General features: G+C 73.4%; 19 protein-coding genes. 10 read left to right on the top strand and 9 right to left on the bottom strand.

Features of this window, described 5'->3' with window-relative positions; genetic code table 11:
* Entirely contained in the window at positions 1-1,035 is a 1,035-nt protein-coding gene (locus tag AB0G50_RS28665; protein WP_360114375.1) for an LLM class flavin-dependent oxidoreductase, read from the bottom strand.
* A 69-nt stretch (positions 1,036-1,104) separates the two neighbouring features.
* Between AB0G50_RS28665 and AB0G50_RS28660 the strand changes: the two genes are divergently transcribed.
* The 5 genes from AB0G50_RS28660 to AB0G50_RS28640 are packed head-to-tail and all read left to right on the top strand — an operon-like array spanning position 1,105 to position 6,218.
* Positions 1,105-2,250 carry a steroid 3-ketoacyl-CoA thiolase gene (locus AB0G50_RS28660; protein ID WP_360114372.1) on the top strand — a complete coding sequence of 382 codons (1,146 nt, stop codon included), beginning with the start codon at positions 1,105-1,107 and terminating at the stop codon, positions 2,248-2,250.
* An 8-nt stretch (positions 2,251-2,258) separates the two neighbouring features.
* A complete protein-coding gene (locus tag AB0G50_RS28655) occupies positions 2,259-3,437 on the top strand; it encodes a CoA transferase (protein WP_360114369.1) in 1,179 nt (392 codons plus the stop codon).
* Positions 3,434-4,243: an alpha/beta fold hydrolase gene (locus AB0G50_RS28650; RefSeq protein WP_360114366.1), complete on the top strand. Its 810-nt coding sequence runs from the start codon at positions 3,434-3,436 to the stop codon at positions 4,241-4,243. The genes AB0G50_RS28655 and AB0G50_RS28650 overlap by 4 nt, the downstream gene beginning before the upstream one ends.
* Complete coding sequence (locus AB0G50_RS28645; protein ID WP_360114363.1) at positions 4,240-5,283, top strand: acyl-CoA dehydrogenase family protein; 1,044 nt, start codon at positions 4,240-4,242, stop codon at positions 5,281-5,283. The genes AB0G50_RS28650 and AB0G50_RS28645 overlap by 4 nt, the downstream gene beginning before the upstream one ends.
* Positions 5,280-6,218, top strand: coding sequence for an acyl-CoA dehydrogenase family protein (locus AB0G50_RS28640; RefSeq protein ID WP_360114360.1), 939 nt, complete (start codon positions 5,280-5,282; stop codon positions 6,216-6,218). Before AB0G50_RS28645 ends, AB0G50_RS28640 begins: the two co-directional genes overlap by 4 nt.
* Before the next feature lie 246 nt (positions 6,219-6,464).
* On the opposite strand, the gene AB0G50_RS28635 is transcribed toward AB0G50_RS28640, so the two are convergent.
* Genes AB0G50_RS28635 through AB0G50_RS28610 form a run of 6 tightly spaced genes read right to left on the bottom strand, consistent with a single transcriptional unit; the run spans position 6,465 to position 13,206 of the window.
* Positions 6,465-8,660, bottom strand: a complete 2,196-nt coding sequence (locus tag AB0G50_RS28635) for a N,N-dimethylformamidase beta subunit family domain-containing protein (RefSeq protein WP_360114357.1) — start codon at positions 8,658-8,660, stop codon at positions 6,465-6,467.
* Complete coding sequence (locus tag AB0G50_RS28630) at positions 8,657-9,778, bottom strand: MFS transporter (RefSeq protein ID WP_360114354.1); 1,122 nt, start codon at positions 9,776-9,778, stop codon at positions 8,657-8,659. Before AB0G50_RS28630 ends, AB0G50_RS28635 begins: the two co-directional genes overlap by 4 nt.
* The gene (locus AB0G50_RS28625; protein WP_360114351.1) at positions 9,775-10,440 is read right to left on the bottom strand and encodes an HAD-IA family hydrolase; all 666 of its coding nucleotides are present in this window, start codon (positions 10,438-10,440) and stop codon (positions 9,775-9,777) included. Before AB0G50_RS28625 ends, AB0G50_RS28630 begins: the two co-directional genes overlap by 4 nt.
* A 27-nt stretch (positions 10,441-10,467) precedes the next feature.
* Entirely contained in the window at positions 10,468-11,583 is a 1,116-nt protein-coding gene (locus tag AB0G50_RS28620; protein ID WP_360114348.1) for a DegT/DnrJ/EryC1/StrS family aminotransferase, read from the bottom strand.
* 1 nt (position 11,584) lies between these two features.
* A complete protein-coding gene (locus AB0G50_RS28615; RefSeq protein WP_360114345.1) occupies positions 11,585-12,067 on the bottom strand; it encodes a cupin domain-containing protein in 483 nt (160 codons plus the stop codon).
* The gene (locus AB0G50_RS28610) at positions 12,064-13,206 is read right to left on the bottom strand and encodes a tagatose-6-phosphate kinase (protein WP_360114342.1); all 1,143 of its coding nucleotides are present in this window, start codon (positions 13,204-13,206) and stop codon (positions 12,064-12,066) included. Before AB0G50_RS28610 ends, AB0G50_RS28615 begins: the two co-directional genes overlap by 4 nt.
* A gap of 229 nt (positions 13,207-13,435) precedes the next feature.
* Between AB0G50_RS28610 and AB0G50_RS28605 the strand changes: the two genes are divergently transcribed.
* Positions 13,436-14,578, top strand: coding sequence for an ROK family protein (locus AB0G50_RS28605; protein ID WP_360114339.1), 1,143 nt, complete (start codon positions 13,436-13,438; stop codon positions 14,576-14,578).
* Positions 14,579-14,692: 114 nt separating this feature from the next.
* On the opposite strand, the gene AB0G50_RS28600 is transcribed toward AB0G50_RS28605, so the two are convergent.
* On the bottom strand, positions 14,693-15,277 hold the full coding sequence (locus AB0G50_RS28600; RefSeq protein ID WP_360114336.1) for a hypothetical protein: 585 nt from the start codon (positions 15,275-15,277) through the stop codon (positions 14,693-14,695).
* A gap of 290 nt (positions 15,278-15,567) precedes the next feature.
* Between AB0G50_RS28600 and AB0G50_RS28595 the strand changes: the two genes are divergently transcribed.
* The gene (locus tag AB0G50_RS28595; RefSeq protein WP_360114333.1) at positions 15,568-15,813 is read left to right on the top strand and encodes a hypothetical protein; all 246 of its coding nucleotides are present in this window, start codon (positions 15,568-15,570) and stop codon (positions 15,811-15,813) included.
* Between the two features lie 16 nt (positions 15,814-15,829).
* On the opposite strand, the gene aspT (AB0G50_RS28590) is transcribed toward AB0G50_RS28595, so the two are convergent.
* Positions 15,830-17,491, bottom strand: a complete 1,662-nt coding sequence (gene aspT / locus AB0G50_RS28590) for an aspartate-alanine antiporter (protein ID WP_360114330.1) — start codon at positions 17,489-17,491, stop codon at positions 15,830-15,832.
* 172 nt (positions 17,492-17,663) lie between these two features.
* On the opposite strand from aspT (AB0G50_RS28590), the gene aspT (AB0G50_RS28585) reads away from it, so the two are divergent.
* From aspT (AB0G50_RS28585) to AB0G50_RS28575, 3 genes are all read left to right on the top strand, one after another.
* Positions 17,664-19,364 carry an aspartate-alanine antiporter gene (gene aspT / locus AB0G50_RS28585; protein ID WP_360114327.1) on the top strand — a complete coding sequence of 567 codons (1,701 nt, stop codon included), beginning with the start codon at positions 17,664-17,666 and terminating at the stop codon, positions 19,362-19,364.
* A 25-nt stretch (positions 19,365-19,389) separates the two neighbouring features.
* Complete coding sequence (locus tag AB0G50_RS28580; protein ID WP_360114324.1) at positions 19,390-21,024, top strand: bifunctional aspartate transaminase/aspartate 4-decarboxylase; 1,635 nt, start codon at positions 19,390-19,392, stop codon at positions 21,022-21,024.
* Positions 21,025-21,182: 158 nt separating this feature from the next.
* Complete coding sequence (locus AB0G50_RS28575; RefSeq protein ID WP_360114472.1) at positions 21,183-22,961, top strand: Xaa-Pro dipeptidyl-peptidase; 1,779 nt, start codon at positions 21,183-21,185, stop codon at positions 22,959-22,961.
* The last annotated feature ends 60 nt before the right edge of the window (positions 22,962-23,021 follow it).

Raw genomic sequence — 23,021 nt, 5'->3', positions numbered from 1 at the left:
TCAGTCGGCCAGCACGCCGGCGGCCCGCAGCAGCGGCAGCACGCCCTCGCCCACCCGGTGGGCCTCCTCCAGGTGCGGCTGACCGGAGAGAATCAGGTCGGCCACGCCGAGGTCGTGCAGCTCGCGGATCCGGTCGGCCACCTCGGCGTGCGAGCCGACCAGCGCGGTGCCCGCGCCCGGCCGGGCCAACCCGAAGCCCAGCCAGTAGTTCGGGCACGGGGTCAACCCGTCGGCGCGCAACGCCACGGCCCGCCGCTGGCCGTGCGACTCGGAACGGGCGAAGCGGGCCCGGGTGCGGGCGATCAGGGCCGGGTCGATGCCGGCGACCAGCTCGTCGGCGGCGGCCCAGGCTTCCTCGGCGGTGTCCCGGGTGATCACGTGCAGGCGGGTGCCGAAACGGGGTGCGGGGTCCGGCAGCTCCGCGCGCAGCGCGGCCAGCGCGGCGGGTGTCTCGCCCCAGGCCAGGTAGCAGTCGGCGTGCCGGGCGGCGACCCGGCGGGCCTGCGGCGAGGAGCCGCCCACGTACAGCTCCGGGAACTCGTGCGGGCGGACCAGGAAGGCGTTGTCCAGCCGGTAGAACTCGCCGTGGTGGCGCACCGGGTCGCCGCGCCACAGCTCGCGCAGCACGGTCAGGAACTCGTCGGCCCGGGCGTAGCGGCGGTCGTGGTCGGCGGTGTCGCCGTAGCGGAGCTGCTCGTCCGCGTCGCCGCCGATGACGATGTTGAGCGCGAGCCTGCCGCCGCAGACCTGTTGCAGCGTCGCGATCTGCTGGGCCGCGAGCAGCGGCGACACCAGCCCGGGCCGCAGCGCGACCATCGGGCGCAACCGCCGCGTCGCGCCGGCCAGCGCGGCCGTGACGACGAACGGGTCGGCGCAGAACAGCCCGAACGGGATCAGCGCGCCGTGGAACCCGACGTCGTCGGCGGCCCGGGCGACCGCCGTCAGGTAGCCGATGTCGGGTTCGCGGCGGCCGGGCCCGGCCAGGTCGCGGCCGTCGCCGTGGGACGGGACGAACCAGTGCACTCTCAGCGCCACGGTAACTCCGATGCTGGACGCGCGATGTCGTTTTCTCCAAAGCCGACAGCGGATAGTAGGGTATGCCGGGTGCTGACCGGACCCGACATCGCGAACCGGCCGGTGCTCGTCGCGGCCGTCCGCACCCCCATCGGCCGCCGCGGCGGTGTGCTCGCCGGGTACAAGGCGGTGGAGTTGCTGCGGCTGACGCAGGTCGAGGTGCTCCGCCGGGCCGGTGTCGAGGCGGCCGAGGTCGACCAGGTGATCGGCGGCTGCGTGACGCAGGTGGGCGAGCAGAGCCTCAACGTGACCCGCAACGCGTGGCTGAGCACCGGTCTGCCGCCCGGGGTCGGCTGCACGACGGTGGACACCTCGTGCGGGTCGGCCCAGCAGGCCAACCACCTGGTGACGGCGCTGATCGCGGCCGGCGAGATCGACGTGGGCATCGCGTGCGGGGTGGAGTCGATGTCCCGGGTGGCCCTCGGGTCGAACCTGACGGCGGTGCGCGGGCACTACAAGACCGCCGACTACCCGTGGGACGACCCGCCGCGCGCCCAGTTCGGCGGCGCCGAGCGGATCGCGGCGCGGGACGGGATCACCCGGGCCGAAGCCGACGCGTACGGGGTGCGGTCGCAGGCGTTGGCACGCCGTGCGGTCGACGCCGGCCGGTTCGACGCGGAGATCGTGCCGGTCGGCGGGGTGCGGGCCGACGAGGGCTTGCGCGACACCACGGCCGAGGGGCTCGCCCGGCTCACGCCCCTGGTCGAGGGAGGCGTGCACACGGCCGGGTCCACGTCGCAGCAGTCGGACGGCGCGGCGGCGCTGCTGTGGACGTCCGCGAGCCGGGCCCGGGCCGCCGGGTTGACGCCGTTGGCGCGGTTGGTCGGCCAGGTGACCGTGGGCGCGGATCCGTACTACCTGCTGGACGGGCCGATCGCGGCGACCGGGAAGGTGTTGGCGCGCACCGGGTTGAGCCTGCGCGACGTCGACCGGTACGAGGTGAACGAGGCGTTCGCGGCGGTGGTGCTGGCGTGGCGGCGGCGGTTCCGGCCGGACCCGGAACGGCTCAACGTCAACGGCGGCGCGATCGCGCTCGGTCACCCGCTGGGCGCGTCCGGGGCGCGGCTGCTGGTCAGCGCCGTCCACGAACTGCACCGGGCGGACGCCGAGTTCGCGCTGGTGACCATGTGCTGCGGCGGGTCGCAGGGCACCGCCTCGCTGGTGCAACGGGTTTAGGGGGCCGCGTGGAGGAGTCGGAGTTCTACCGGGGTGCGCGCCGCGACCTGACCGGGCCGCTGGACGGGGTGCGGGTGCTGGACGTGACCACGGTGTGGTCGGGTCCGATGGCGACCTGCGTGCTCGCCGACCTGGGCGCGGACGTGGTCCGGGTCGAGTTGCCGGGCACCACCCGCGCGCTGCCCGGTCCGTGCATCCCCGGAACGGAGCTGTCCTGGATGCAGCAGACGGTGCACCGCAACAAGCGCAGCGTCGCGCTGGACCTGCGGACCGAGGCGGACCGCGAGGTGGTGCGCCGGCTGGCCCGCGAGGCGGACGTGCTGGTGGAGAACTTCCGGCCGGGCACGATGGCGCAGTGGGGTCTCGGGTACGAGGACTGCGCGCCGGCCAACCCCGGCCTGGTCTACGTGTCGGTGTCCGGGTTCGGGCAGTTCGGCGGTCGGGGCGACCTGGGCGGGTACGACCCGGTGATCCAGGCGGCGTGCGGGTTCATGGCGCTCAACGGCGCCGCCGACGGCCCGCCGGTCAAGGCGCCCACGTTCCTGGCCGACGACCTGGCCGCGTTGCACGCGGTGATCGGCGCGCTGGCCGCGTTGCGGCACCGTGATCACACCGGCGAGGGGCAGCACGTCGACGTGGCGATGTCGGACGCGATGCTGTCGGCGACGAACGGGCTGCTGACGCTGGCGGCCACCGGGGTGCCCGTCCGGCGCTGGGGTGACGAGACCGACCCGTTCGTGCCGGCGAACCGGTACGCGTGCGCGGACGGCGCGGTGTACCTGGTGGTGAGCCTCGACCGGCACTGGCGGCGGCTGGCCGAGGCGTTCGGCGCGCCGGAGTTGGCCCGCGCGTCGGGGTGGGCGACCAACGCGGAGCGCCGGGTCAACCGGGACGCGGTGAACTCGGCCGTGGCGGGGTGGTTCCGGGCCAGGACGACGGCCGACGTGCTGGCGGTGCTGGCCGGGGCGGGGTTGACCGGCGCGCGGGTGACGGGGGTGGACGAGGTGGCGCGGGACCCGCACACGTGGGCGCGCGGGATGCTCCAGTCGACCAGGCTCGCCGACGGCACCGTGGCGCCGTTGACCGGTCCGGCGGCGAAGTTCTCCCGCACGCCCACGACGATCCGCGCGGCGGCTCCCCCGGTCGGCGCGCACACGGCCGAGGTGCTGGCGGAGGTGGAGCGGTGACGGTGGTCGCGCTGCCGACCGGGGTGTCGGTGAGCTGGAACGTCGACGGCGCCGGTCCGTGGTTGGCGCTGTGGGGTGGTCCGCACACCTGCGAGGTGGTGCGGTCGTTCCTCGGCCCGCCGCTGGTGGCCGCCGGGTTCCGGGTGCTGACCTCGGAGTACCGCGGCCTGCCGCCGTCGGACGTGCCGGCGCCGCCGTACTCGGTCGCCCAGCTGGCCGGTGACGCGGCGGCGCTGCTGGACGTGGTGGGCACCGGGCCGTGCCGGGTGTTCGGGTACTCGCTGGGCGCGTTCGTGGCACAGGAGTTGGCCGGCGCGCGACCGGACCTGGTGTCCGCGCTGGCGTTGGCGGGCACCCGGTTGGAGCCGGGCGCGGTGTACCGGCACCTGCACGCGGAGGCGTTGGCGCGCCTGGAGTCCGGTGGTGCGATCCCGGAGGCGACGATGGCGCTGCTGCGGGTGTCGGTGATGTTCGCGCCGCGCAGGCTCGCCTCGGACGCGTTCGCCGCGCACGCGCTGGAGATGATGGGCCGACCACCGGTCGAGGGGTACAGCGAGCTCGGCCTCACCCAGGCCTCCGCGCACTACCGGCCGGACCCGGCGGTGTTGGCCGGTATCCGCGCGCCCGCGCTGGTGGTCGGGTTCGAGGACGACGTGCTCACGCCGCCCGCGCAGGGTCGGGCGGTCGCCGGGACGATCCCGCGCGCCCGCTACGCCCAGATCCGCCGGGCCGGTCACGGCGCGTTCATGGAGAAGCCCGGCGAGCTGGTCCGCCTGGTGACGCGGTTCTTCGCGGAGGTGGCATGACGTTCCGGGCCGAGGTGCGGTCGTTCGTCGCCGGGCACGCGCCCGCCTGGCGACCCGGTGCGCGGGGTCCCGCCGACGAGCGCGAGGCGGCGGCGTGGCGCGAGTGGACGGCGGCGCTGTTCGCCCGCGGCTACGTGGGCGCGGACTGGCCGGTCGACCACGGTGGCACGCCGGGACACCAGCCGGAGCGGGACGCGGTGGTGGCGCAGGAGTTGGCCGCGGCGCAGGCGCCCCGGCCGGGTGGTGCCGGGATCGTGGCCGCCGGCGCGCTGCTGGAGTTCGGCACCGAGGCCCAGTGCCGGCGGTACCTGCCCGCGATCCGCTCGGGGGCGGACCTCTGGTGCGTGCTGTTCAGCGAACCCGAGGCGGGCAGTGATCTGGCGGCGCTGCGGACGTCGGCGGTGCCGGACGGCGCCGGGTACCGGGTGACCGGGCACAAGGTGTGGACCACCAACGGGCAGTGGGCGGACCGGGGATTGTTGTTGGCCCGCACGGGTTCCGGCCGGCACGACGGCCTGAGCGCGTTCGTGGTGGACCTGCGCGCGCCGGGCGTGCGGGCCGTCGCGCTGCGGACGGTCACCGGTGAGCCGGACTTCGCGGAGGTCCACCTCGACGGCGCGCCGGCCGAACCGCTGGGCGGCGTCGGGCGGGGTTGGGCGGTGGCGACCGCCGTGCTGGTGCGGGAACGGGCGTTGTTCGCGGCGGCGCCGGTGCTGCGCGTGCTGTGGGAACGGCTGCGGGCGCGGGTCGGCGACGATCCGGGCACGCACGGGGAACTGGGCCGGTTGCGCGCCGAGGTCGTCGCGCTGGGCGCCCTGGAGGAGGAGCCGACCGCCGACCCGGCCGCGGTGAAGCTGAGGGCGGGTGAGCTGCGGGTGCGGTTGGCGGCGTGCGCGCTGGACCTGGCGGGACCGGCCGGACTGGACGACGAGGAGTTGGTGGTGGGCTACCTGGACTCGCACGCCTACACGCTGGGCGGTGGCACCTCGGAGATCCTGCGGACCGTGATCGCCCGCCGCGGCCTGGGGCTGCCCGGATGACCGCCGTCGCCGACGCGGCCCGCGACTGGTTGACCGCGGGCGCGGACTGGACGCCGGAGTGGGTCGAGGCGGCGGGGATGGCCGAGCTGCTGACCGGCGGTGGCACGTACGGCGACCTGCTGGCGGTCGCGAGGGTGGCCGGCGAGGTGGCGTCGCCGATCCCCGCGGCCGGGGTGGCGTTGGCCGCCGCGATGGCCCGGTCGGCGGGGCTCGCGGTGGAGGGGTTGGTCGTGCCCGCCTTCCCGGAGCCCGGCGACGGGTGGCCGGTGGCGACGCGCGACGGTTCCGGGGTGCGGCTGACGGGGTCGGTCGCGGCGGTGCACGGGGCGCGGTGGGCGCGTCACCTCGTCGTGCCCGCGCGGTGCGGTGACGACGAGGTGGTGGCGGTGGTCGAGCGGGAGCAGGTGGCGGTGACCGCGCGGGCCGTGCTGGACCTGACGCGCGAGTTCGACCGGGTGGACCTGGACACGACCACCGCCCGGGTGGCGGTGGTGTCGGTCGACCGCGCGGTGGAGGCCCACTTCGCGCTGTACGCGGCGGACGCGGTGGGCGCTGCGGGCGCGGTGTTCCGCTCGGCGTTGGCGCACGTGACGACGAGGACGCAGTTCGGCAAGCCGCTGGGCGCGTTCCAGGCGGTGCAGCACCGGTGCGCGGACCTGTCGGTGGCGCTGGCCGCGGCGGACGCGGCGGTGCGGGCGGCGGGCGCGGCGCTGGACTCGGGTGACCGGAACGCTTGCGCCACCGCGGTGTCGGCCGCCGCCGCGTACTCGGCGGAGGTGTGCGCGGAGGTGGCGGCGAGCGCGCTGCACCTGCACGGCGCGACCGGGTTCACCTGGGACCACGACGCCCACCGCCACCTCCGACGGGTCAAGACGGACGCGATCCTCGGCGGCACGGCCCGGTGGCACCACGAACGCCTCGCCACCCTGCCCTGACGCACCCTGACGCCAGGGCCTGTACCGCTAGCCGAAGCAGGGCAAGGCGAACCCGGCACGGCACGGTGGCACCACGAACGCCTCCCCACCCAGCCCTGACACACCCCGACGCCAAGGCCCACACCGCTCTTACCCGAAGCAGGGCAACGCGAACACGCCACGGCACAGCTCGGCGGCACCACGAACGCCCGCCAGCCCTGACACACCCTGCCCTGACGCGCCCGGCCGTGACGCGCCCCTCGACCGTCACGACCGACCGCGCCCCGGTGCCGACACCCGGTCCCCGTCTTCCTCCACCACGCCGCTCTCGGCCGGCGCGCGACCGACCGGGCCGGGGTGCCGGAACGCGGTCAGCACGTTGTGCACCAGGCGCGACACGGAGTTCCGGTAGTCGTTGTGGGACAGGCTGCCCAGGAACGAGATCGAGCCGACCGAGAGCACCGCGCCGCCGCCGCTGCACTCCAGGAGCACCAGGTCCGACCGCACGCGGGGGCACGTCGAGCCGGTCAGGTCGGCGGTGATCGCGAAGACGTCCTCCACGGCCAGTTGGTAGAAGTCGCTGTGCGGCAAGGACGACGCGAGCACCACGGTCTGCGGCGGGCTGCCCAGCGCGGGGTCGCAGCGGTCGAGTTCGTCGCCGCTGGCGCCGCCCATCACCAGGCCGAAATCGCCCAGCACCTCGTCGGCGATGCCCTCGAACACCCAGGAGTAGCGCGGGTCGTGGGACTCCGGGGTGCGCCGGTAACCGCGCGCCCGGTCGCCCCAGCCCTGCGCGGTCATGCCGACGCCGACCAGCGCGTTGGGCGGACGGCCGCGCCACCGCCACAGCCCGCCGGGCTCGCCGGTCGTGGAGTGGTGCCCCTCCCCCGGCCGGATCTCCCACGACCGGACCCCGCTCGACCGGCGCACCTCGATCAGGTGGGTGTGCTCGGCGTGCCGCGAGGTCACCCAGTAGAAACCGTTGCCCCCCAGGTACATCAGGCGCCCGCCGTGCTCGGTGTGGCGCCGCAGGGCGTCCAGCATGCGCTGCGAGTGGTACTCGGGGTGGGAGCCGGTGAGCACCACCCGGTACGACTCGAGCAGGTCGGGATCGGCGTCCAGGTCGTGGTCGCTGACGACGTCGTAGTCCAGGCCGAAGTGCTCCAGCCAGTCCACGAGGTACAGGTCCGCGCCGAGGTGCCGGGGCGCGCGGCACAGCCACATCCGGTAGTCCGGGCGCAGGGTGAGCAGCGGTCGCCGCCAGGTCGAGTAGCTGACGCCGGAGCCGTCGCGGTGCAGGTCGTAGAGGCTCAGGCCGAACTCGGGGTGCTCGCGCAGCGCGAGGTCGTGCGGGTCGGCGACGATCGGCTGGTCGGTGAGCTTGGCCGCCTCGGTGTCGGGGTTCTCGGCGGTGCGCTCGTTGGCGTAGGCGAGGTAGGTGTAGGTCGGCACCAGGAACACGGTGTCGGACCGCGGCGCGCGCGGCCGGACGACGAACGGGACGTGGTCGGTTTCCCCGAAACCCCGCAGCCGCACCGCGTACACGCCGCTGCGCAGGTCGTCCGGCAGCCGGAGCCGGGTGCTCACGTCCCAGCGGGCGTCGGAGAGGTCGTCGTCGTGGAAGTGGATCGCGCCGTACTGCTCGGGCGCGGCCCGGCAGTCGGACACCTCGCCGGTCCAGTCGTGCCCGGTCATCGCCCGGGCCGGCTGGTTCACCAGCGTCGCGTGCCGGTCCCGCCCGGACACGTCGACCACGCGATCACCGTGCGGCTCGAGGTCGAACGCCCACTCGGCCAGCACCACGTCGCCGGTGCCGAGCACGGGCCGCTCGACCTTGCCGTTGTAGCCGTGCCTCGGCCTCGGCCGACCCGCGCGGTCGACCGGTGCCCAGGCCGCGGCGACGACGACGTCGGTCACGCCGGTCAGGTCGACCGGTTCCGGGTCGACGGCCCGCATCCGCTCGTCGTCGCCGGGGATCGGGTGCAGCGGAGTCGCGGTGAGGTCGACGCCGTCCACGCCGAACTCGGCGGTGATCCGGTACCAGCGGCGGTCGAGCAGCGGTCGGGGCAGCCTGGCCCGTTCGGCGCCCGCCCACAGCCGGAGGTGCCCGCCCTCGTCCAGGCCGAGCGACAGGTCCGGCCCCAGGCCCACCAGGCCCTGCGGGCCGCCCGCCGCCGGCAGCGTCGGCCACACCAGCAGCGACACCCGCAGCGTCCGGGTGCCCGGCGGCACGACGGACTCGGCGCGCAGGCACGAGCCGGGGTGGGTGTCCTGCACCCGGCACGGCACGACCCGCGGCGGCAGGTCGACCGGCTCGACGCGGAAACCGGGTCCGGCGGGGTTGCGGTCGCCGTGGAGCAGCCGGACGACGTCGACCGCGACGGGTCCCGGCGCGCTGATCATGCAGGCGACCTCCGCTCCCGGCGGGAACGACGCCTCCTCGACGTAACCGAAGACCTTCACGCGGGCTCCTCGGGTCGGGCCACCCGGTGCGCCCACCCCACGACGAGCAGGGAGGCGAGGCCGGTGGCGGTGATGGCGAGCGGGACGGCGGCGGGTCGGGCCTGGCTCGCCAGCAGCCCGATCACCAGCGGGTGGACGACGCCGCCGGTCAGCTCCGCCACCAGCACCAGGCCGTTGGCCTGCCGGGCGGCCGACACCAGGCCGGACAGCCAGGCGATCACCGTGGGGAACACCGCGGCGAGCGCGAAACCCGCCACCGCGTAGGAGAACGGCGCCAGGTCGGGCACGGTGGCGGTGGCCGTGGCGACGGTGGCGGTCAGCAGGCACCAGGCGACGATGGGCGCGGGCCGGCGGGCGAACAGCGGCACGACGAACCGCCCCGCGGTGACGCCCAGCCAGTACAGCGAGACCCACCGCGCCGCGGCGGACGGGTCGAACCCGATCCAGGTCAGGTGGGTCGCCATCCACGCGCCGATGCCGGTTTCCAACCCCGCGTAGCACAGCGCCAGCACCAGGAACGGGGTCAGCACGCGCAGGTCCGGTCCGCGCAGCCGGGCCGGGGTCGGCCCGTCGTCGGCCTCGGCGCACGCCCACGCGGGCGCGCCGATCAGCGCCAGCACGCCGATCGCCGCGAACACCGCGCCCGTCGGGAAGAACCCGAGCACGAACGGTGCCGCCACCGCGCCCGCGCCGAAGGTGGCGTTCACCAGGTTGAGCATCAGCACGGCGCGGTCGCCGAAACCGCGCGCGAACGCGGTGTTGACGTGCAGCACGGCGCCGCCGTAACCGCAGCCGGCCAGCGCCACCGCGCCGACCAGCACCGGCCAGGACGGCGCCAGGCCCGCGAGCGCGGAACCGACCGCGAACAGCGCGATCGACACCGCGAGTTCGGCCCGGGCGGTGATCCGCCGCTTGCGCAGGCCGCAGACCACGATCGCGACGAGCGCGCCCGCGCTGTAACAGCTGACCAGCAGCCCGCCGGAGTCGCCGCCCTCGGCGAACCGGTCGCGCAGGTCGGGCAGCGCGGCGCCGATGCCGGCGGTCGCCGCGCCGAGCGCGAAGAACAGCACGAACGCGGCGGCCGCCGGCCTGGTCACCGGCACGTGCAAGGTGGTCACGCGGTCGACCGCCGGTGCGCGTCGGCGGGGCACAGCCGCACGTCGTCCAGGTCGGCGACGTGGTGGTCCGCGCCCAGTTCGGCGGGGTCGACCGTGCCGGCGACGCCGACGACCCGCATTCCCGCCGCACGGGCGGCCGCGACGCCGGCGGGTGCGTCCTCGAACACGACGCACTCCGCCGGCGACACCCCCACCAGCGCGGCGGCCGTGAGGTAGCCCTCCGGGTCGGGCTTGCCGACCCGCACGTCGTCGGCCGTCACCAGGACGTCCGGCACGGGCAGTCCGGCGGCCAGCAGCCTGGCCCGCGCGACGGCCGTGTTGCCGGAGGTGACGACCGCGCGGCGGGGCAGCGCGTCGAGCAGCCGGGCGCCGCCGGGGCGGGCGACGATGCCCGCCACGTCGTCCACCTCGCGCCGCTCCATCCGCCGCGCCTCCCGCTCGACCGGCAGGAACGGCGCGACCACCCGGATCAGGTCGACGTTGCTGCGGCCGTGCGAGAGCTCCACGACCCGGTCGGCGTCGAGGCCGTGCGCCACCGCCCAGTCCCGCAGGTGCCGGACGATCGTCGGCATCGAGTCGACCAGCACGCCGTCGAGGTCGAACAGCACGGCGCGGCAGGCGAGGGTGTCCCCCGAGGACAGGGCGAGCGTGAACGCGGGCATCGGCACTCCTTGCGGTACGGGGACGGGTCAGGACCCGGCGAAGAAGCCCTTCACCGAGGCGCAGACCAGGTCGACCTGCTCGTCGGTCAGGGAGGGGAACAGCGGGAGGCACAGGGTGGTCGCGGCGAGGTCCTCGGCCACCGGGAAGTCGCCGGGTTTGTGGCGGAGCGCGGCGAACGCCTCCTGGAGGTGGACGGGGTGCGGGTAGCGGACGACCGCGTCGACGCCGGCCGCCCGCAGGTGCGCGAGCAGGGCGTCCCGGCGGTCGGTGCGGAGTTGGAACAGGTGGTAGACGTGCTCGCCCGGACCCGCGCCCGCCTGGAAGGACACCGGTAGCCCGGCCAGTTCCCGGTAGTAGGTCTCGGCGATGGCGACCCGCTGCTCGTTCCACCGGTCGAGCAGGGGCAGCTTGTGCTCCAGCACCAGGGCCTGCACCGTGTCGAGCCGGGAGTTGTACCCGAGCAGCCCGTGCTCGTTCTGCTCCCGCTGCCCGAAGTGCCGCAGCAGCCGCAGCCGGTCCGCCACGTCGTCGTCGGCCAGGGTGATCGCGCCCGCGTCGCCCGCGGCCGCGAGGTTCTTCGACGGCGCGAAGCTCCAGCAGCCGGCGGCACTGGTGGTGCCGACCCGGTGCGCACCCGACCGCGCGCCGACGGCCTGCGCGCAGTCCTCCAGCACCACCAGGCCGTGCCGGGCGGCCAGTGCGTTCACCCGGGCCATGTCGACGGCCTGCCCGAACAGGTGCACCACGACGACGGCCCTGGTGTTGCCCGTGACGGCGGCCTCGACCTGCGCCAGGTCGATCAGGTAGTCGTCCTCCCGGCAGTCGACCACCACGGGTGTGGCGCCGACCCGGTCGATCGCCTGCGCGGTGGCGTGGAAGGTGTTGGCGACCGTGATCACCTCGTCGCCGGCGCCGATGCCGAGCGCGTCCAGCGCGAGGATCAGCGCGTCGGTGCCGGAGTTGACGCCGACCGCGTGACCCGCGCCGAGGTAACCCGCGAAGGCCTCCTCGAAGCGCGCCACCGCCGGACCCAGCACGAAGTCGCCGCGCAGCAGCGTGTCCCGGATCGCGGGCAGCAGCACGCCGTCCAGGTCGGGCAGCTGCGCGGGGTAGTCGTAGCGCGGAACCCGGTAGCCCGTCACGTCACGCCCCTTCCGGCGCGTGCTCGGCCGCGATCCGGCCGTCGCCGCGGCCGAAGTCGTCGGCGATGCGGACCACGTCGTCCAGCTCGGGCGTGGACACCTCCACGAGCGTCACGTCGGTGACGGCCTCGATCCGGTGCACCGCGCCGGGCCGCACGTGCACGATGTCGCCGACGGTCAGCGTGCGCACCTCCAGCTCGTCGCCCACCCGGTCGGCGTGGTAGAGCGTCGCCTCGCCGCTGACGATGAGGTTCGCCTCCTCCTTCTGCTCGTGGTACTGGAGGCTGGTGCGGGCGCCGGCGTGCAGGTGGATGAGCTTGAACGCGAACGGCGCGCCCTCCTCCACCAGCCAGCGCTCCTCGCCCCAGCCCTTGCGGACGACCTTGGCCGCGCGCAGGGAGGTCATCACCAGCCCGTCCGTCGCGCGCTCGGGCGAGGCCTGCCCGGTCGGCGGGAACACCTGGTCCAGGTAGTCGGCGGTCACGCGATCCCCTCGTTTCCGGCCGCCACCAGCGGGGCGGTGGCCCGCAGGTAGTGGCGCTGGGACTGGTAGACGGCGTCCCGGAGCACGGCGTCGAGGTCGACGCCGCGGTGCCGGGCGGTGGTGGCGACGGCCACCTTGAGGTCGAGGAAGGCGGGCGTCCCGTAGACGTAGTGGCCCGCGATGACGGCGCGCTGCGCGTCGGTCGTGGTGGTGCCCGGCCGCAGCCACTTGCGCCACGCGCCCGAGTCGTGCGCCAGCCGCAGGAACTCGGCCTTCTCGATGGCCAACCCCAGCCGGTCGAGCAGGTCGAGCAACGCCCGCGTCTCCACGACGCCGAACTCCGGCGCGACGTTGATCGCCGCCACGCCGCGCGCGGTGAGCCTGCGCACCGACTCGGTGTCGAGGTAGTCCATGTTGTGCGCCTTGAGCGCGCTGCCGACCTCGGCGCAGGTGTCCGCGAGCAGCTCCACGACGTGCCCGACGGCGGAGGGCGCGGTGAGGAGTGCTCCGGAGTTCCCCGTTTCCACCACCTTGGTCCCGGTCTGGGCGACCACGAACGTCGGTGTCGGCAGGCCGTCGGCCCGCAGGCGGTCGCGGACCTCGGTGACCTGCGCGCGGAACTCCACCGGGTCGTTGGTGTCGGTGCCCTGGTCCTCGAAGCCGACCTCGAACCGGACGGACCGGCCCGAGGCGAGCGCCAGCTCGTGGCACTCGCCGTAGAGCCTGATCAGCCGGTCGATCGCGCGGTCGATCGGCGCGGTGCCGTCCAGGTCCATGCAGGTGTCGATGTGCAGCAGGTCGAAGCCCGCCTCGATGTCGGCGCGGAACGAGGCCAGTGACGCGGCCATCGCCTGCTCCTCGGTGTAGCCGCCGGCCCGTTCGGCCGGGTGCTGCCACGGTCCGCCGTGGTCCCGGCACAACCAGATCCGGTGCTCCGGGTCGCGGGTCCGGACGTACTCCGCGAAGGTCTCCGTCGACCAGCCCTCGACGTACCCGCCGCCGAGTTCGGTCGACTCCACCTGACGGCGGCTCGGGATCAGCATGATCCGCTCGCCGCTGTCGTACGCCAGCGCGATGGCCGCGTCCACCGCGTTCCTCGACATCGGCCCGATCCCCAGCCTCGGCACGATGTTCGACATGCAAGCCCCCTTTGTGATGACCACACCCGGGTGTCGCGGGAATCGTCAAGACGTGCGGCAATTCGGTGACAGCGTGCGACAGCGACAAGCCGGCACCGGACCTCGGCCGCTGATGAGCGGCGTGGTCACACCGGTGGTCGTACAAATTCCTGCTACCGAGTGTTATGTTCGCCCGATGAACAAAGTATGGCTTGGCGACCCGGCCGCATACCTCCAATCGAGGGAGACCGTGGCGGCGCGACTGCTGAGCTTGATCCACTTCGCCGGGCCGACGACCCGGGCCGGCGCGACGGCGGCGCTGAGCCTGCCGCGCAGCTCGGCCGGCGAGGCGGTGGCCGAGCTGGTCGACCTCGGCCTGATCACGCAGGGATCGGCGGTGCGGACCACCCCGTCGCGCGGCCGGCCGTCACCGCTGCTCGCACCGCACCCCGACGGCCCGGTGGTGGCCGTGGCGCACCTCGACGCGCGGGTGATCGACCTCGCCGTGATGGGGTTGAACAACGTGGTGGTGCACCGGCGGCAGATCCCGTCGCCGCACCGCGACGCGTCCGCGCGGGAAACCCTGGACCTGGTCGCGGACGCGATCCGGCGGGCGCTGGACGACTGCGGCCGGCCGTGCGCGGGCGTGGGGGTCGGGCTGGCCGGGATGGTCCGCGCCACCGACGGCTTCGTGCACTCGGCGCTGTACCTGGACTGGGTGAGCGTGCCGGCGGCGGAGATCCTGGCCGCCCGGCTGCCCGGCATCCCGGCCGTGCACGTGGTGAAGGACGCGTCGCTCGCGATCCTCGCCGAGCACCACCGGGGCGCGGGGCGGGGCGCGGGCACCGTGCTGATGCTGACGTGCGAGCACATCGGCATCGGCAGCGCGGTGCTGCACGACGGCCGGCCGTTCACCGGCGCGGGCAACGCGCTCGAGGCGGGCCACCTCACCCTCACCCCGACCGGCCCGCCCTGCCCGTGCGGCCAACGCGGCTGCATGGAGATCTACACCGACGGCCGCGCCCTGCTGGCCGCGGCGGGCCACCCCGACCGGGAGAACCCGACCGCCATCCCGGAGGTCTTCACCCGCCACGCGGCGGGCGACCCCACCGCGACCGCCGCCGTGACGACCACCGCGACCCACCTGACGACCGCCCTGGTGGGCCTGACGAACCTCTTCTCCCCGGACCGGATAGTCCTCAGCGGACTCCTGGCCACCCTCTTCCGAGCCGCCCCGACCCTGATCCGCCAGGGCCTGCGCACCTCCGTCGTGGCCAGAGCCCACGCCCCGGAGGTGGTAGCCGGCACCGTCCCCGGCCCGGTCCTGGTGGGAGCCTCCGAACGCGCGTTCTCCGCCCTGCTGACCAATCCGCGCCTGCTGGCCGACCGGTGACCCGCCGGAACCGCCCACCACACCCGGAACCGCGAATCCCGATTAGCCACCGGGCCGAGGAGTTCCGCCGAGGTCGGTATCGGCGGGTACATTCCCAGTGCGCTCTCCTCGCGTTCAGGATTGGCGGTGGTCATGGACTTCCCGGTACTGCCACGCGGACAGGTCGAATGGACGGCGCTGGTCGAATCGCTCGGAATGACGGACGACCGCGTCGAACGGCACTTCCTGGAGGTGAAGTCCGACATCGACCTCACCGCGTCGTCGGGACGGGCCAAGGTCGTGAAGTTCGTTCTCGGCGCGGCCAACCGGGACCCCGACACCGCTGCCCGTTACTTCCAGGGCCGTGCCTTGATGGTTCTCGGCGTCGCTCACGGCGCAGTCACCGGCATCGCCCCGTTCGAGGCGATGGAGTTGGCCCGGTTCGTCACCCGTTTCACCGGCACGCCCGGCCCTCGCTGGGACTTCGTTCGCATCCCCGCCGGCGAGGGCAGAGACGTCATCGTCGTCATCGTCGACCCGCCGACCGGCAACGTGTGGCCATGTCGGAGTGATGGGCCGGAAAAGCTGACCAACGGTGACATCTTCATCCGCGCCGACGGCGAGACCCGGGTGGCCACGGGCGACGAGAAGCACGCGATGTTCGATCGCCTCCGACAGCAGACCGTCACCGCCGACCTCGACGTGACCCTCGTCGGTCACGCGGTGCACCACCCGCATGGGTACGAGCACGTGCTGGAGGACTACCTCCGAGCCCACGGTGACCTGCTCAGGGAGTCGCTACGCGACGCAGATCCCCTGACGAAATCCCTGAACCTCAGCACGAAGACCCTGAGCCTCCGGTCGGCGTACCCGTATCACCACAGTCCGAAGCAGTTCCGGAGAGAGATCAAGTCCTGGCAAGAACGAACACGTCGCGCCTGGCCTGGGCTCTTGGACCACCTCTCCTCCTACGCCGGCAGCCCCCACCTGAGCACACGACGCTCACCGTGGTGTTGGACGCGCTGCGTCCCCAGAGCACGCATGACACCGATGCCGATGAGTTCGCCCTGGTCGTGGACACGCCCGAGGTCACCGAACTGCGCAGCACCTGGCGGATCACCGCCCGCGGCCACCACCAGGTCTACGAAGGCGAATTCACCGTTGCCGCCAAGCAGTTGAACGACATCTCCGAGGTGTTGCGTTCCACGCTGATCCCCGGGTCCCTCGACACGGACTCCGCGCAGGGCGGGGAGTGATCGGCACCCCCTCGGTTCAGGTGCCGATCAGGCCCACCAGGAGTGGGCCGGTGAGGGGTAGCAGGATGCTGGACATCGCGTAGGTGACGGTGTAGCCGATCAGCGGCACGGAGTTGGCCGCTACTCCTGTCACCGCCGAGATCGCCGGGGTGCTGCACTGCTGGCCCGCGATCGCGCCGATCAGGATCGGGGGGTCGATCTTCAGCACGCGGCTGCCCAGGTACAGCGACAGGAGAGCCGGCACGAGGACCATGCCGATGCCCGCGAACGGGAGCAGGACGCCGTACTCGCGCAGCAGCGGGCCGGCCTGCGGGGCGGCGGACAGGCCCGTGGCCGCGATGAACGTGGCCAAGCCCAGGTCCTTCGTCAACGTCGCGGCGGCGGGTGGGAAGTTGCCGATCGAGCGGTGGCGGGCGCGGAACCAGCCGAAGACCAGGCCGGACAGCAGGGCGCCGCCGCCGGTGCCGAGCGACAGCGGCACGGAGCCCAGGTGGACGGTCAGCTTGCCGATCAGCATGCCCAGCGTGACACCGAGACCCAGGTACACGAAGTCGGTCGCCACGGTCCGCGGCACGGCGTAGCCGATCCGGTCGGTGGCGCGGTCGACGTCCCGCGCGCTGCCCACGAGCGTCAGCACGTCGCCGCGGCGCACCGTCGTGGCGTCGGCGACCGGCAGCCGGTGGTCGGTGCGCGACAACGAGGTGGTGAACACGCCGTGCGTGCGCAGCGATCCGAGCGGAGCCCCGTCGGCGTCCTTTGTGGACACCACCACCTCGCGCGTCTCCAGCGTCGTCCTGGCCGCCACGTCCGGTCGCGCGCGCTCCGGCCCGATCGCGTCCTCGGCCTCCAGGAACGCGGCCCGCTCGCCGACCAGCACGACCAGGTCGCCCTCCGCCAGCGCGAACTCCGCCGGCACCGGCCGGAAGTGCCCGCGCACCACGCCTTCCACCGTCGCCCGACCCGGCAGCGCCGCCTCCAGCTCCGCGACGGTCGAGCCGACGACGTGGCGCACCTCGTACGCGCGACCCACCAGCGCCGGCAGCGCCGAGGCCGTGCCGGGTTCCTCGTCGCCGCCGCCCATCTTCCGCAACAGGTCGCGCGACGCGTCCCGCAGGTCGATCTTGAGGAACGCGGGCGCGAGGCCGCTGGTGAACAGCACGATGGTGATGAGCCCGAACAGGTAGCAGACCGTGTATGCGGTGGCCACGTTGCCCTGCAACGCCGCCGCGGCCGCGGAGTCCAGGCCCAGCTTGCCGATCGCCTCGGTCGACGTGCCCACCACCGCCGACTCGGTCGCCGCGCCCGCGAGGATGCCGGCGGCCGTGCCGACGTCGAGGTCCAGCACCCCGGCGAGCACCAGCACGAGCACCACCACGGTCACCGCCTCGACCACCGACAGCGCGCCGATCTTGAACCCGGACCGGTTGAGGTTGGCGAAGAACTGCGGCCCGCCGGTGTACCCGAGCGCGAAGATGAACAGCGCGAAGGCGATCGTGCGCACCTGGTCGTTCAGCGACACCTCGAGCAGCCCCACCACCAGCGCGACGATCAACGTGCCGCAAATGCCGCCGAGCTGGATCGGGCCGACCCGCAGCCTGCCCACCAGGTACCCCAGCGCCAGGCACACGAACAGCGCGATCTCCGGCGTCGACTGCACCAGGTGCCGCACCCAGTCCACGAGTCCACCTCTCCCCGACCGGCCCGCACCCGCAGGACGCCGAAGTCCTCCGTGGACTATGACCCGGCCGCACCGGGAACGCCGCGCGGTGTCGCCTGTTCGGGTGACGCACGACGCGCGGATCGGCGGGTCCGCTCCTAGCCTCGGTGCCGGGACACCGGACGGAGGCCGGATGAACTTCCTCAAGGACGAGATCTTCAAGCCCTACCCGGAACTCCTGGTCTTCCTGACCGTCGCGCTCGGCTTCCTGCTCGGCCGCATCCGCAGGCGGGCCATCGCGCTCGGCGCGGTCACCGGCTGCCTGCTCGCCGGGCTCGCGCTGGGTTGGCTCTTCGAGGTCCCGGTCAACGGCACGGTGAAGTCGTTGTTCTTCATCATGTTCCTGTTCGCGCTGGGCTACCGGGTGGGCCCGCAGTTCTTCCGCGGCCTGAAGAAGGACGGGCTGCCGCAGGTCGGGCTCGCCGTCGTGGTGTGCGTTTCGGGTCTGCTGGTGTGCTGGCTGTTCGCCGCGGTCCTCGGCTACGGGCCGGGCCTGAGCGCGGGGCTGCTCGGCGGCGCGCTCACCCAGTCCGCGGTCATCGGCGTGGCCGGCGACGCGATCGCCGGGTTGCCCGGGTTGACCGGCGACCAGGTCACCGAGCAGCAGAACCTGGTGGCGATCGGCTACGCGGTCACCTACCCGCTGGGCACGATCCTGTGCGCGATCCTGCTCGCCACCGTGCTGCCGCGGGTGGTGGGTCGCGACCTGGCCGCGGACAGCGCGGAGCTCGCCCGCGAGCTGGACCAGGCCGACGACGACCCCGACGTCGGCGAGGGGTACTACGAGGTGGTGCTGCGGGCGTTCACCGTCGCGCACTCCACCGTCGTCGGGCGCACGATCGACACCTTCGAGCGGCAGCAGGCGCAGCTGGGTCGACGGCTCTACATCACCCGGGTGCGCCGCGCGGGACGACTGCTGCCGCACGACCAGGACATCGTGTTGGCGCAAGGGGACGTGGTCGCGCTCAGCGGCAACCGCGGCGACCTCGTGGCCTACGACCCGGAACGCGAGATCGGCCCGGAGGCCGACGACGTCGAACTCCTGGGCTACCGCACGGAAACCGTGCACGTGGTGGCCGGGCGCAAGGAGCAGCTGGGCCGCACGATCGCCGACCTGCGCCGCGAACCGTTCCTGGCCGGGGTGTTCGTCACCGAGCTGCACCGCGCGGGCGCCCAGTTCCCGCTGCGGGGTTCGACCACGCTGGACCGCGGCGACACGCTGCTGCTCACCGGACCCCAGCGGCTCGTGGAGCCGGCCGCGCGCCGGATCGGCACGCCGGTGCCGACGAGCTTCGCCACCGACATGATCTGGGTCGGGCTGGGCATCTTCCTCGGCGGCTGCATCGGGATACCGGCGCTGCACGCGGGCGGCGTGCCGATCAGCCTGTCCACCTCGGGCGGCGCGCTGATCATGGGGCTGGTGTTCGGCCGGCTGCGCGCGAAGTACCCGACGTTCGGCAACGTGCCGGGCGGCGCGCAGTGGTTCATGGACACGTTGGGGCTGTGCCTGTTCGTCGCGGTCGTCGGCATCAACGCGGGCCCGAGCTTCAGCCGCGGCCTCGAACAGGCCGGGTGGGGGCTGCTGGGGCTGGGCGCGGTCGCCACCGTCGTCCCGTTGATCATCGGGTTCGCTGTCGGCCACTGGCTGATGCGGATGAAGCTGCCGATCCTGCTCGGCGTGCTGGCGGGCGCGCAGACCACGACCGCCGCCATCGGCGCGATCAACGAGTCGGCGAAGAACCAGGTGCCCACCATCGGGTACACGATCCCGTACGCGGTGGGCAACGTGCTGCTGACCATCTGGGGCGCCGTGATCGTCCTGCTCCACCACTGACCAGCCCGGCAGAAAGGCCGTCGTCATGACGAAGTCGTCCCACAGCAGGGCCGAGATGGAGAAGCTGGCCGGGCTGAGCCCGTTCGAGCTGAAGAGCGTGTTCATCCGGCTCGCCGAGGGCCACCACGAGGACCAGCAGGCCACGTCCGCGCGGCTGATGCTGAACGCGGGTCGCGGCAACCCGAACTGGATCGCCACCGGTCCCCGCGAGGCCTTCTACGCGCTGGGCCACTTCTCGCTCGCGGAGAGCCGTCGCGTGTGGACGGCCGACAACCTCGGCGGGATGCCCGCGCCCCGGGGCGTCGCGGAGCGGTTCGCGGCGTTCGTCAAGGCCAACCCGGGGTTGCCCGGTATCGACCTGCTGGACCGGTCGGTGCGGCTGGGCGTGGAGCGGTTCGGGTTCGACCCGGACGCGTGGGTGCACGAGCTGACCGACGGCATCGTGGGCGACAACTACCCGACACCGGACCGGATCCTGACGCACGTGGAGCGCGTCGCCCGCGAGTACCTGCACGAGGAGCTGTTCGACGGCAGGCCGGCCGGGTCGGAGCTGTCGCTGTTCGCGACCGAGGGCGGCACGGCCGCGATGTGCTACGTGTTCGACTCGCTGCTCGCGAACGGCGTGCTGCGCAAGGGCGACCGGATCGCGCTGATGGTGCCGATCTTCACGCCCTACATCGAGATCCCGGAGCTGGACGAGTACGGGTTCGAGGTCGAGTTGATCAGCGCGGACCTGTTCGTGGAGGCCGGTGTGCGCGAGTGGCGGTACCCGACCGAGCAGGTCGCGAAGCTCGCCGACCCGTCGATCCGCCTGGTGTGCCTGGTGAACCCGAGCAACCCGCCGTCGCTCGCGCTGTCGGACCGGGTGCGCGACCAGATCGCGGGCATCGTCCGCGACGCGAACCCGAACCTGGTGATCGTGACCGACGACGTGTACGGCACGTTCGTGGACGGGTTCCGCACCCTGGCCGCCGACCTGCCGCGCAACACGCTGCTGGTGTACTCCTACTCCAAGCACTACGGCGCGACCGGCTGGCGGCTGGGGTTGATCGGCCTGCACGACGACAACGTGGTCGACGAGACCATCGCGGCCCTGCCGGACGCCGAGCGCGACCGGCTGCGCAGGCGGTACGGGACGTTGACGCTGAACCCGGACGACCTGCGGTTCATCGACCGCCTGGTCGCCGACTCGCGACGGGTGGCGTTGAACCACACGGCGGGGTTGAGCCTGCCGCAACAGGTGCAGCTGGTGCTGTTCTCGCTGTTCGCGCTCCAGGACGAGGGCAAGGCGTACAAGGCGAAGGTGCGGGAGATCGTGCGCACCCGGTTGGACCTGCTGGTGGAGGGCGCGGGGATGCGGATCGCCGACGACCCGCGGCGCGCCGGCTACTACATCGAGCTGGACCTGTTGGCGGAGGCGGAACGCGTCTACGGCAAGGACTTCGCCGACCACCTCGAACGGACCTACGACCCGATCGACCCGTTGTTCCGGTTGGCCGAGCAGGCGTCGGTGGTGCTGCTGAACGGCGGCGGCTTCGACGGCCCGAAGTGGTCGGTCCGGGTGTCCCTGGCCAACCTGGACGACCTCGACTACCTCAAGATCGGCCACCACCTGCACACCGTCTTCGCGGGCTACCACGACGAGTGGAAGGCCGACTGATCCCGGCCGCGGGCGCCTGACCCGGTCCGCGGGCGGGATTTCCGTACTTTCCGCCCTACTGCCCCCCGACCGCCCTCCTCGAAGCTCGGAAGTCCAGAGCTTCTCCCGGGAGGGCGGGCGGTATGCGGTTACGGGTGTTCGCGGTGGTCCTCGCGCTGATGGCCGGCGTCGCGCCGGGTACGGCGGCCGCCGCCGCGGCGAAGAGCGAGCCGGTGTACGACTTCGCGACGGCGGTGCGCGAGACGGTGTGGGTGGACATCGGCCGCGACGGTGACGGCGACGGGCGGTCGGACCGGGTGGCGGCCGACGTGGTGCGGCCGCGCGAGGCGGCCGAGCGGGGCGTGCGGGTGCCGGTGATCATGGACGCCAGTCCGTACTACTCGTGCTGCGGACGCGGCAACGCCACCGAGCGCAAGACCTACGACTCCGCCGGGCGGCCGGTCGGCTTCCCGCTCTACTACGACAACTACTTCGTGCCGCGCGGGTACGCGGTCGTGCTGGTCGACCTCGCCGGCACCAACCGGTCGCGCGGGTGCCCGGACATCGGCGGCCCGTCCGACGTCGGCTCGGCGAAGACCGTGGTCGACTGGCTCAACGGTCGCGCGACCGGCTACTCCGCCGCCACCGGCGGCACCGCGGTCACCGCGTCCTGGACCACCGGCGCGGTCGGCATGATCGGCAAGTCCTACGACGGCACGATCGCCAACGGCGTCGCGGCGACCGGCGTCGAGGGTCTCAGGACCATCGTGCCCATCGCCGCCATCTCCAGCTGGTACGACTACTACCGCACGGACGGCGCGGTCGGGAACAACGGCTCCCCCGCCGGGCTGTCGCAAACCATCAAGGCGCGCAACCTCGGCCAGGACTGCTCGGCGTCGGACCGCAGGCTCTCCCAGGCGTTCCCGGCCAACGGCGACTACAACGCCGCGTGGGCCGAGCGGGATCACGTGGCCGCCGCGCGCAACGTCAAGGCGAGCGTCTTCGCCTCGCACGGCGTCAACGACCTCAACGTCAAGTCCGTCCACTTCGGACAGTGGTGGACCGCGCTCGCGGCGACCGGCGTCGAGCGCAGGCTGTGGCTGTCGCAAACCGGCCACGTCGACCCGTTCGACTACCGGCGCGCGGAGTGGGTCGACGCGCTGCACCAGTGGTTCGACCACTACCTGCTCGGCCTGGACAACGGCGCGGAGCGCGCGCCCCGGGTGAGCGTCGAGCGGCAGCCCGACGTGTGGGCCGACCAGAGCGCGTGGCCCGCCGCGGGCACCGGGAACGTCGCGTTCCGGCCCGTGCCGGGGTCGACGCCGGAACTGGGCGCGCTCACCACCGGACCGGCCGTCGCGGGTCGGGCGGCGTTCACCGACACGAAGCAGAGCGAGACGACGTGGGCCGCGCAGCCGACCCAGTCCTCCACCTCCCGCGTCCTGTACACCACCGGCCCGCTCGCCCAGGACCTGCACGTGTCGGGCACCGGCACGGTCACCGTCCGGGCGACCCCGAGCACCTCGACCGCCCGGGTGTCGGCCGTGCTGGTCGACTACGGCCAGTCGACCATCCGCAACTACGGCGCGGCCGGCGAGGGCATCCGCACCGGCACGACCGAAACCTGCTGGGGCGCGAGCACCACCGGCGACGACGCCTGCTACGCGGTCACCACGGCCGACACCACCACCGTCGGCCTGCACATCTTCAGCCGGGGCTGGGCCGACCTGGCCAACCACCGCTCGCTGAGCCAGGAATCGCCGCTCACCCCGGGCACGGCCTACACCATGACGTTCCGCCTGGCCAGCACGGACAAGGTGATCCCGAGGGGCCACCAGCTGGCGTTGATCATCGGCGGCACGGACAGCGGCTTCGTCGGCGCGCCCGCCCAGCCGCCGAGGCTGACGCTGGACCTGGCGAACACGGTCGCGCGATCCCCACAGCGGCCCGAAAGGTAGGTCCGAACACCCGAAGCGTGGCCCGAACGGTAGATCCGGAATCCGAAGAGTTGGCCCGAT

Source organism: Actinosynnema sp. NPDC020468 (assembly GCF_040642015.1).
Taxonomy (GTDB): Bacteria; Actinomycetota; Actinomycetes; order Mycobacteriales; family Pseudonocardiaceae; genus Actinosynnema.
The sequence above is the reverse complement of the archived record's forward strand: the minus strand, read 5'-3'. Positions and strand labels throughout refer to the sequence as shown.

Bases quoted from the DNA above. Each gene is read 5' to 3' on its own strand.
- AB0G50_RS28645 (WP_360114363.1), top strand. From the start codon at position 4,240: ATGACGTTCCGGGCCGAGGTGCGGTCGTTCGTCGCCGGGCACGCGCCC.
- AB0G50_RS28640 (WP_360114360.1), top strand. From the start codon at position 5,280: ATGACCGCCGTCGCCGACGCGGCCCGCGACTGGTTGACCGCGGGCGCG.
- AB0G50_RS28625 (WP_360114351.1), bottom strand. From the start codon at position 10,440: ATGCCCGCGTTCACGCTCGCCCTGTCCTCGGGGGACACCCTCGCCTGC.
- AB0G50_RS28610 (WP_360114342.1), bottom strand. From the start codon at position 13,206: ATGTCGAACATCGTGCCGAGGCTGGGGATCGGGCCGATGTCGAGGAAC.
- aspT (WP_360114327.1), top strand. From the start codon at position 17,664: ATGAACTTCCTCAAGGACGAGATCTTCAAGCCCTACCCGGAACTCCTG.
- AB0G50_RS28580 (WP_360114324.1), top strand. From the start codon at position 19,390: ATGACGAAGTCGTCCCACAGCAGGGCCGAGATGGAGAAGCTGGCCGGG.
- AB0G50_RS28575 (WP_360114472.1), top strand. From the start codon at position 21,183: ATGGCCGGCGTCGCGCCGGGTACGGCGGCCGCCGCCGCGGCGAAGAGC.